This is a genomic window from Psychrobacter sp. PG1 (genome assembly GCF_014897815.1).
Lineage (GTDB): Bacteria > Pseudomonadota > Gammaproteobacteria > Pseudomonadales > Moraxellaceae > Psychrobacter.
The window spans coordinates 19,936-30,485 of the sequence record NZ_JABUZG010000047.1 but is presented as its reverse complement, the minus strand read 5'-3'; the positions used below and the strand labels follow the sequence as shown (position 1 = coordinate 30,485).

Sequence of the window (10,550 nt, the reverse complement as noted above, 5' to 3'; positions counted from 1 at the left end):
TCAAGTAAATCACTCTCCGATATACTTGGGGCGGTTCATATGCAATATTTGTTAATTCATCAGTAAGTCTTTTGAATATTCATCTTCCCATTCAAAATTCTCATCGATTGTTAAGTTATCATTTTCATCTAAAGACATTTCTATAGTCAGTACTTTATCTTTATTGTATGGATAGATGCTCGGATAAACAAAAGCGCTCGATCCAATAGGAATCACTATACCTACAGGGCGTCCTTCAGGACTTTTCCATTTATACTTCTCAAGTATCTGCTTTGGCTTAATAGTAAAAGTGTGCCATGATGATTCAGGCAACGCATCCAAAGCTTTTGTCCTTCTTGCAATCCCTTCATCTACCCAGCGTACTTCACTAACTTGTTCATCATTTGGATTATAATAAATGGTAAACGGTTTCTCTTCTGGGTAAAACTTGCTTTTGCCATAATAGGTTAGTTTATCTTCATCGTATGGCAACCAAGGGGTATATTCTATAGTTATTTCCTTTGGTATTTTCCCTTTGAAATAGCAACGACTTGCCCAAGATGAATAAGGCCATTCATTGTTATTCGACATGTACGTACATAGATTCAGGTTGTCGCTATTTTTAACAAAGTACATTTTGTCTTGAGCAGATGAAAACTCTAACCAAAGCTCCGTTTCTGCGTTCACTGTCTGTATGAATGCAATGGTTACTACCGACACTACGGCAGCCAATCCAATATATGTTTTTTTATTCATATACTTTCTCTTATTATGCCACTACAAAATCGCCTTCTCCATAACCTCCAACAATGTCTGAGTGCGTAATAGAAAAGCCAAATACAATAAGTATCTAGCTCTATGAGAAAAATTAAGAACCTTAAGAACATAACTATTTGGATAACCATCGAGGCACTGCTGGATCTAAATAAAGTATTCTGTCTTTCTCAGAAACGCTCATATCATAATGAAAGGTTAGGTTATAATATACTATTGATGCTCGCATTCTGTTTATAAACCCCATATCATCATGATACTTCTGCATTATTTGCCTTGGATAAATAGTATGGGTATGCCAGTCTATTTCTCGATCCATAGCAGCAAACTTGGCCTCTCGAATTTTCTTATATTCAGGTTTTTTAAAGACTTTTGTTCTAAATTCGTCTCTTGCTTCTAACCAGTCATCTAATGTCTTGAAGTCTCTGTCATCTGGTAAATTTTCATAAGCCTCGAAGGGTATGGGAGGAAATCGTTTATCCACTTCTTCATCCGATAACCAAACACCATAACGAAACTCTATTTTTTCAGGTAAAGGTTTATCTTCATCAAACGCGCAACTTCCTGCTAAAAAGTCATCGTTATTCCCACCTTTGCAGATGACTGGAGTAAGCGACTCAATGATTATTCTTGGCTCTGTATCATATTCAAATGAATCCTTGTCTGACACATCTGTATATATGTGCTCTTGTTCTACTTGAATCTTAAAAGTAGGTCCTCTTGCTAATTTATCAGTTAAGCCCGCACTACTACAAGACATGGAGAGCATACTCACACTTATCAGTAGCAATTTTATTAAGTTTGTCACAGCGTTTTTCCTTCATTAGTCTACGATTTGCCTTTAACTTTCAAATTACTTAAACCATAGCCATTGTTCTTCAACCATGCAATATAACCCTTTATCTGCATGTACTTATACAAAATCGTTGGATTTCCTTCTGCCCCTGTTTCTTTCAGATCTACGATTTCTTCGGTTTCATCACACATGACTACTTCACCACAAACAGGATGCCCTGTTGATGTTTGATCGACTCTATTGTATTCTCGAGTCCAGCGTTCGATATCTTCAAACCTTCTTAAAACTTCACCTTGGGTATTTTTAGACTGGAATTCTAAAGAATCTCTCCAATTGAACTTAAGATGAGCAAATCTTTCAAACTGCTGTCTACCGTCGAACATTTCTACATCAGAGCCTACCCAACGAAACTCGCGACCCGGCATAAAGTTGATTCCTGATAGCTCTACACCGACGCTATCGTGAACAATAGGATCAGTCACGTTATTCCAGCCCTTTTTTGCTATTAGGTTGTCGTTAAAGTCAATACCCGCTTTTTTAGCTTCTTGGATCACCCACATTAATGACACATCTGACAAGTCGCCTTCTCCATAACCACCGCCAATATCAGAGTGTGCACCTAAGAATCCACGTTCGACTCGATTAGCTGAATGCGCGTATCTATTTGCTTGAGCTTGGTTGTCAAACATAGAACGTCCATGAAAATGAGCACGATGTTCATTAACGGCTACGGCATGGACAACCTTTTTAAATCTATCTGGTATAGATAATGACATTCCAAAATTATTTAAATCACTGACATCATTGTCTAAACTTCCGCCATAAGAAGGTACCGTATCCCAAAGTCCCATAAAATTAAAATTAAAGTTTACATTACAATTATTTTTTAACCATGCGTTCGTATATTTCCAAGGCTGTGTTCTTTTTCTATGAGGGTTACCATTAGTAGCTTGTCCATAGGTGTACCATTCTCCTGTTTCCATAATTTTAGTGACTTTACTAGCAAACATTCTTGCAGAAGCCGCTCCTCGACTAAAACCGACAATATCTAGATCAATATTGATTGCTTTTTTAGGTTTATCTTTACCTGTGTAGTTGTCTTCTACATACTCTAAATAAGAATGTAAATATTCCACCATTTTATCCACACGCTTTACAATTGAAAGACCGAAACCGCCATCGCCAAGCGGGGCTTCGATACCAGAATACTGATCATCAGTTGCAGCTCCAGATATATAGAAAGCATTCTTATTTGCAAAACTACCAAACCTTCTAGACTGATCATCAATCGTATGAATACCATTTTTAAACATATTAGGCTCATTAGGATCTGCTTTATAAGCATCCCTAAACTTTACAACGTTAGAACGCTCGTTGCTCCCATAGTCCTGATTCCCCGTCCCATCAAAAGCAAACAAGAGCAAACCCGGTGGATCAATAAAGTGTGTCGGCGTCGCATTGACATAAGCATATAGATTCTCACCACCACCAAGTCCTAGCGGATCAGCAGACAGATAACGACCCGTGCCTTTATCATAGTAGCGCCAATGATTGTAGTACAGTCCCGTCTCTGTATCTTCGTACTGACCCGGGAAGCGTACGTTTAGTTCGTAACTGCTGTCTGATTTATTAACATTGATACTGGTATCAACCTGACCCCCAAAAGCAGTAGGTGTAAACTGCCATTTAAGTGCATTGGTCTCACCATCACGTACTTGACGCGGACGTCCTAGATAGTCGGTGATGACATAGTTAATGGTTGGATAAGCGCTCTCTTGAGTCCATAGTGACCCTAACCAGTTTTTACCTCTAGTCCATAGTGAGATATCAGACTGATCGCTGCTTAATACCTCTCCATGCTGCTCTGTTGGATAGTCAAGAGTGGCCGTTAGAGTATTACCAATATAGACGTAATGACGACTGATATTGCCCTCACTATCAAGTTCATGCTGGAGCTGGCTATCTTCATAAACATAATAGCTGATCTCTGGTGTGACAAGTGGCTTGTTGTCTTTTTGATAGACTGTCTTCTTGATACGTTGCCCTTCGTCATTATAGGTATATTTGGCAACGAGCTTACCTGACTTGTCTTTGACTTGGCTCAGCTGCCCTGCTGTGTAGCTTAGCTGATAGCCGCCGTACTGGGTAGGAAGTCCAGCAGCATCATAAGTAATGGTTTGGGCATTCATATTTGGGCTGTCTGCGGTTTGGGCAACAGGTGTAATAGTGGTCAAACGACCTTTGTCGTCGTATTGGTATTTCTTGAGTACTTGAGCGTCATCAATACCTAATATACGGTTACCAAGCTCGTCATAGATATAACGTGCTTCTATACTGTCATTATTCGCTTGATCATCAGTTTGCTTGTTGACTGAACTCACTTGGGTAAAACTGTTGTCCAACTCTATAGGCTGGTATGAGCTAGTGATAAGGTGATATTGACTGTCATAGAGATAATTGTGCTCTGTAGGCTGTGCGTGATAGTCAAGCTCAGTGACTTGCTCAACGATACCATCGGAGGTACGCTGCCACTGTTGACTAAATAAGGGAATGATATCATCTGCACGAGCTGATCGGATGAATGGATTGTCGCCAGATTTTGGTATGCTACGATAGCTAAGACCTGAGAATTGGCCATTGTCATCATAGAAGTGACCCATGACGATGTGCTGTCCTAACTGATAGCTGGTTTGATTGATACTAGAAGCTTGATGGGTACTTTGGCTATAGATAGCAGTTGCTCTGATATCATCAGGCGCTTTATAGCGAATCTGATTATTTTGACTGAGTACCTTAATACCGTCAGGTAAGGTAGTGCCAACCATACTGCCATCTTTGTCATAATGATAGCTTGTCACTAATGGAGTTGCAAGATCAGCTAAGCTAAGACGCTTTTGAGTGACGCGGCCTTGGTCGTCGTATTGATACTCAATCTGCTGATTATTACCTTTGACACTAAGCAGTTGATCTTTATCATCAAACTCCCAAGTAACTTGCTGTACAACTTTACCTTCTTGAGTAACTTCCTTACTAACTTGACGGCCTTTATTGTCATATTGGTAGCTTATTTTACCCCCATTTGCCATCTTTATGCCAATGAGTTGATCGCGAGCGTCATAACGGTAGTTATTGCGTCCTGCGGTCTTACTATCTATATAAACGATGCGTCCAAAGTCATCAACACCATAATCAGTAGTAATATCATCGTTTTGGTCGACGCGAGTTACGCCTGATTTGATCGTCTTAACAGTCGTTCCCTTTATACCTAGAGCATCCCAGATATTAGGTAGTACATATTCATTAGACTCTGAGCTACCTTCTTGCATTAAAATATACTCGCCACTAGCACCTACTACTTCAGCTGCTCTATCATCTTCGCTGTAGCTAACAGAGACTAATTGGGTGTCATCCCTACCTACACCTGTGATTCGACTCTTAGCATCGTAGACGTAGCTTAGCTTATCAATATTATTTTCACTGATACTGTAGTCAACTATAGACCTGCCTTCTGTATCCAAACGACTCAACATAGCACTCGTTGGAGTCAATTCACCTAGATTGCGTCCAGCAGTATCATAAGCGTAGCTGGCAATAAAGTTATTGTCTAGATCGCTGACGTTAATAATATCACCTTTACTATTACGCTGATATTTAACGCCGTTTAATAACTCTCCATTGAGATAGCGAGAAACAGACATAGGTAGATTGTTATTGTCAAGGCTGAGCTTAATTGTCGTATTCTCTGTACCCATTTGACGATCGATTTTCGTGGTTAGACCTGCATCGTTATGCGTAAAGCTGGTTTTGGCGTTTAAGTTAGGTTGCTCAGTAGTTTTAATACTGCCGTCTTCAAACCATGTGTAGGCTTCTATGATGATAGGCTTGCTATTAGCATTATCATCGCGTAGCGCTACTTGGATAACATTGCCATTTTTATCGTAGCTCTGCAAAAAGGTTCGTGAGAGTGATTTGCCATCAGGAGTATAGCCAAACGCAATTTTTTCGATAGCAAGTCCGTTGTTATCATAAACATACCTTATGCCTGTTTGCTTACCTGCCGCAACACTGGCTTGCCACTGTTTAGAAATAAGAGAAAATCCAGCATCGCTAGGGTTATTTGATACATACTCATAGTAAGTAGTGGACTGCTTATTAGATAGTACACCTGCTATCTGGTTTATTTCTCTTTTGACCCGGCCCAATGTATCAAACTCTGTAGCTATTGATGAGATACTCTGACCTTGACTATCAAGCTGACTAATTTTAGTCACCCGTCCTGCACTGTCATACTCGTAGCTGACATTGGCGGGCCCACAAGTGACGCAGCCCGCTCCTGTGACCAATAACAGCTGTGCTTCACCGTTAGTGTATTGATAGCGGTAATCTGTGCTCTCCCCTACGCTATTAGTTAGAATATTAGTGAATACATGATTCGCTTGAGTAGGAATGACGGTGTCGCTGTCATAAACCACACTGACCCTTTCTACACCGTCTTTATGAGAGGAGCTGATAGCTCGATCATAAGCATCGTATTGCCACTCGGTAATGAGCTGAGGTTTGGTTTTATTGTAGCTGAACTTAGCGGTGAGGTTATGCTTGTCATGGGGGTCGTTGTACTGGTAGCCGGTTCTAACGCCAGTCGGTGAGACCACTTGGGCAAGGTTGTTGTTTTGATCTAAGAAGTAGACCCATCTGCCCGTACTTTGGTTACTGTTGTTGTGATTTATCGTACTGCTAGTCACACTGATCTTAGGTAGGTTGCCTTGGGTTCTCTCATAAGCGAACTTGAGGGTGTCGCCATTATGGTTGCGTACTTGGGCAAGTTCTCCCTCTACTCCATAGGTAAGTGCCCAGTAGGGGCTGCTGGGATCATCCGCTTGTTCGGTGACACGAGAGAGTTGACCGTAGCGCTGCAAGCCAAGCCTGTTGACGCTAGAGACTTGTTTGTGAACAACGAACTCAAACTGTTTGCCAGTAGGTAGTGTCCATATCCAGGCGGCTTTGCTAGGGTCTGCACTTTGAGTGCGCTCTATATAACCAAGCTCGGACTTGTCTGCTAGGTAGCGGGTGACGAATAGGCTGCTATTACCAAGGGCAGCTGCAGTTTTCTGAAAGTGAATCTGACGACCATCGGCTTGGATGATATCTATAGTGCTGTCAGTGTCTTGCAGTTGCATCTCGTAGTCATGACGCCAGCCTATACCGAATAGGCCTCTCTGGCTGCTTCTTGAGTTGTAGTAGCGGTTGAGCCTTAGTGCATAGTCATTGCCAACGGCTTGTATGTCAGTTGCCTGTTCAAACTTATTGCCCGTTAAGACATTAATAGGGTTGCCTACGCCTTGATCTGCACTCAATGTATCTACAATACCGGCGCCTTGGTTGACAGGACAACCAAGAGTTCCTTTATTACCATTGGTATTACAAACTTTGCTAGCATTATTGGTAAACAACTCACCTAAGTTTTTAGTTTCAGCAGCATTCAAAGAAAAACTAATAAGTATAGTCATACTGAAAAATAAAGAGGTTAGGCGCATAACTTTATCTCAACAAAAGTGCAATTTATAGCATTAATAATATACTTTTGTTATATCGTTGTCACGTATACACTATGGTTTATTTTTAATCAGACTTTAAATATTTATTAAAAAAATTAACGATCTATACTAAAATATAGAACTTTAGGCGCTTTTATAATTTCTATTGTCTTATCACTAATCACACTCTGCTCTACCAAAACCTTTGGACCATCGCTTTGACTTTGAATATCTATACCATAAATTTGTTTATCAAGACCTGCATTGTAATATTTCAAAACGTTGAGAACATAATTTTGCGTTTCTAAAAAAGGAGGGATACCATTATATTTACTTACACTTCCTTCGCCAGCATTGTATGCCGCCAATGCCAATGGTAACTGTTTATACTTTTTCATTAATCTAGAAAAATGACGACTACCTACTTCTACGTTATGGTGTGGTAGAAATAAATCGTAAGAACCATAATTTTCCGCTGTTGAGGGCAGAACTTGCATCAATCCTCTTGCGCCTTTAGGTGAGACAGCGAGAGCATTGAAATTGGATTCTTGTCTTATGATTGCGCTAATCAATGCAGGAGATACGTCATATTTACTTGCATTATGCTCAATAACTTGATCTAATTTAGTTTTGTTATAATTTTTGATTTTTCCGGTTTTTGAACTTGAAGCATTGATCACTTTTGAGGTGATATGAGCAGTAACTTCAGAATTTAAACTACTCATATTTATATATTTTACATCAGCATGTACTGGGCAGACCAATAGCAAGCCTGTGCTAATAGAAAGTAAAGAGAATGTCTTAACGCAATTATATTGCATACATATTACTCTAATGAATAAAATTTGATGGCGGTAATTTGTTTAATATATCTATCACTAAAGACAACTATTATATAGCAGTAAATATTTTAATAAACAAATATCTAACAGATAAAATTAAGCTAATTGGCGATAAAACCTGTAGTACATGTATCGTCAAAACATTGGGCTACTCAACCAGCACCATCAAAACACCTCCTAAGAATTTTAACACTCCGGACGACTCATAAACTTTGCTATCGGTAGAAGACGTTCTTACTTTTTTAACGATTCTAACTTCAAACCCATCACACTTTTGATTAACCGATACCCTGATGGCATTATCTAACTTATACTTTTTCTTAAAGTCTTTGACTTTACTTTCGCTATTAGATACCAATTGCCAGTAGTGGGCAGCAACCAGCTGATAGCCCATTCTTAAAAAGCTTGCTAATAGCTCATGCTGTGATTTTTTGATGCCAAACTTTAAGTAAGATCGAGATGTGATATGTTTTTTCTGATAAATATTGACAAACTGTCGCAGCATATCAGGCGTATCAATAGACATCTTATAGGCTCTGTCTAAAGCAAGCGTGACCTGCTCTTGCGCCTTTTGTTCTTTAACATGAGTAATCAATTTGTCATTATTGTTTAGCGTATCGGCATTGTGATAAAGCTTTTGCGCAGTAAGGAGATGAATGCCATGTTTAATTGCAACAGACTCTAACGCTTTTTTGCGTAGTACAGGCTTAATGCTGTCCATCTCTTTTATAAAGGCAATAACAGCGTTATATCTTGACTCCATAAAAATAGAACGAGGTAATGCTTTCTCTATACTGCTACTCGCTTTTTGAACGGTTTGCTCATTTGTATTCGCTGTTGTGAATAGTGGCGCGTGATGCGCTTTTAAGGTTTTGACAAAATACGGTCTTAGTTGTTTTATCATAAACCGTCTTATCATGATAATTGAGCTTTTGATAGCTGATACCCGTGATGTTTTGCAATACTATAAAGGGTATATCAAGATTGGCTTCACTTAACTGCTGCCCTGCTAGTAAATGCGCCGTATGTATGTAATGCTCAAAAGTTGTGTCACAAGTGAGATGACCGACAACACTTGCTAGAGCAAACCAAGCCCCTTGGGCGTGATGATAACCTGCCAGACTGACCCCTGCCGTCAAATCCGTACACATAAACTTGGGAGATTTTAGTTACGCAGCCTGACGATAATAATCAAACCACACCTGTCTTGGCGCTCGATAGCCCAAGCCTTTTTGAATTCTAGTTTGGTTGTAGTACAACTCGATATATCTAATGATATCGGTAATGGCGGCAAATCTGGTCTTATAGTCCTGATGATATATCAACTCATTCTTTAACGTACCCCAGAAGCTCTCTATAGGTGCGTTATCAAAGCAGTTACCTTTAGCGCTCATTGAGCCTGTAAACTGATGTTGCTTGATAATTTTGTGATAGGCATGACTGCAATACTGGCTGCCTCTGTCAGAATGTACAACCAGCCCTTGGCTTGGACCTTTATTCTTAATTGCCATAGTCAATGCACGACAGACTAAATCGGCGGTCATACGCTTACTTATGGCATATCCAACAAGCTCTTTAGTGTATAAGTCTTTAACGCCTGCCAAGTACAGCCAACCCTCATCAGTCCAAATATAGGTGATGTCACTGACCCAAGACTCATTGGGGTGCTTAGCATCAAACTGCTGATCCAGCATGTTTGGATAGACAAGCTTGTTATGGTTTGAGTCAGTGGTGACTTTAAAGCGCTTGTGGCGACGGCATTTGATGTCATGCCCTTCTTTAATACTTCTAATCATATATTGGCTAATATCATACCCTTGCGCACTTAGGTAGGCATGTAGTCGATCAACACCATAACGTTCTTTAGTCTCACTATGAGCCGCTTTAACTAATAACTCACAGTGGTTACGGTGTATCTGCTGTTCACTCATCTCACGATTTATCCAGTCGTAATAGCTTGATGGTTTTACGTTTAATACACGGCACATGCAGGTAATACTAAAAAGGTGCTGGTTGTCTTTGATAAAGACGTACTTCATCAACTGTGCTTCGCGAAGTACGCCGTGGCCTTTTTTAGTATCTCTCGTTCCTCTTCAGCCACTTTAAGCTGCCGCTTGAGCCGCTTTATTTCCTGAATAGCTGCCATAAGCTCAGGGTCATACTGCTCAGTTCCTAAAAGCTTGCCTTGATTGGCTTCGTTCTGCCAGTTTGATAAGGTTTGCATCGCTATGCCAAGCTGCTTTGCGGTAGCTGAAATGTTGCCATTATTGTCTGCTATCTTCTTAACGGCTTCTGCTTTAAATTATGTGCTATAAGTTCTGGTTTTCTTGGTCATGGTAAACTCCGATTAATACGCTTAGTTTACCAAGTTTACCTCTACGGTTTCTTCAGCATAGCTCAATCATCATAGGGGCGTTTATAACGTTTAGTTCAGTTGTCTTTGAAGCAACCGCTACATCTTCAGTTGATGCCGATGTTATGCTTGTATCAGACACACTACTATCTGGCTGGCTGCAAGCAAATAAAGAGGTGACGGCAAGCAGTACCACTGCGCCACGTAGTCCCTTAGATAGATTACGATTAAATGCAATGGTAGATTTCAGTTTTAAACCTGTCATATTGATC

7 protein-coding genes and 1 pseudogene are annotated in these 10,550 nt (G+C 40.1%); all 8 read right to left on the bottom strand.

The window, feature by feature from the left end; genetic code table 11:
* Positions 1-51 precede the first annotated feature (51 nt).
* Positions 52-735, bottom strand: a complete 684-nt coding sequence (locus INT03_RS04390) for a hypothetical protein (protein ID WP_193007798.1) — start codon at positions 733-735, stop codon at positions 52-54.
* Between the two features lie 133 nt (positions 736-868).
* Positions 869-1,561, bottom strand: a complete 693-nt coding sequence (locus INT03_RS04385; protein WP_193007797.1) for a hypothetical protein — start codon at positions 1,559-1,561, stop codon at positions 869-871.
* Positions 1,562-1,581: 20 nt separating this feature from the next.
* The gene (locus tag INT03_RS04380) at positions 1,582-7,083 is read right to left on the bottom strand and encodes a phospholipase effector Tle1 domain-containing protein (protein WP_193007796.1); all 5,502 of its coding nucleotides are present in this window, start codon (positions 7,081-7,083) and stop codon (positions 1,582-1,584) included.
* A 116-nt stretch (positions 7,084-7,199) separates the two neighbouring features.
* Complete coding sequence (locus INT03_RS04375; protein WP_193007795.1) at positions 7,200-7,904, bottom strand: lytic transglycosylase domain-containing protein; 705 nt, start codon at positions 7,902-7,904, stop codon at positions 7,200-7,202.
* A gap of 169 nt (positions 7,905-8,073) precedes the next feature.
* Positions 8,074-8,829 carry a hypothetical protein gene (locus INT03_RS04370; protein WP_193007794.1) on the bottom strand — a complete coding sequence of 252 codons (756 nt, stop codon included), beginning with the start codon at positions 8,827-8,829 and terminating at the stop codon, positions 8,074-8,076.
* Positions 8,747-9,076, bottom strand: coding sequence for a hypothetical protein (locus INT03_RS04365; RefSeq protein WP_193007793.1), 330 nt, complete (start codon positions 9,074-9,076; stop codon positions 8,747-8,749). The genes INT03_RS04370 and INT03_RS04365 overlap by 83 nt, the downstream gene beginning before the upstream one ends.
* A gap of 18 nt (positions 9,077-9,094) precedes the next feature.
* Positions 9,095-10,203, bottom strand: a protein-coding gene (locus INT03_RS04360) for an IS3 family transposase (protein WP_296293331.1) whose coding sequence is annotated in 2 segments (ribosomal slippage) — positions 9,095-10,002 and positions 10,002-10,203 — 1,110 coding nt in all. Because the reading frame shifts where the segments join, the coding sequence is not laid out codon by codon here.
* A gap of 109 nt (positions 10,204-10,312) precedes the next feature.
* Positions 10,313-10,550, bottom strand: a pseudogene (locus INT03_RS04355) (DUF411 domain-containing protein); the annotation flags it as partial.

What these genes read in the sequence shown, in the direction of transcription:
- INT03_RS04380 (WP_193007796.1), bottom strand. Translation starts at nt 7,083, where the DNA reads ATGCGCCTAACCTCTTTATTTTTCAGTATGACTATACTTATTAGTTTT.
- INT03_RS04375 (WP_193007795.1), bottom strand. Translation starts at nt 7,904, where the DNA reads ATGCAATATAATTGCGTTAAGACATTCTCTTTACTTTCTATTAGCACA.
- INT03_RS04370 (WP_193007794.1), bottom strand. Translation starts at nt 8,829, where the DNA reads ATGATAAAACAACTAAGACCGTATTTTGTCAAAACCTTAAAAGCGCAT.
- INT03_RS04390 (WP_193007798.1), bottom strand. Translation starts at nt 735, where the DNA reads ATGAATAAAAAAACATATATTGGATTGGCTGCCGTAGTGTCGGTAGTA.
- INT03_RS04365 (WP_193007793.1), bottom strand. Translation starts at nt 9,076, where the DNA reads ATGTGTACGGATTTGACGGCAGGGGTCAGTCTGGCAGGTTATCATCAC.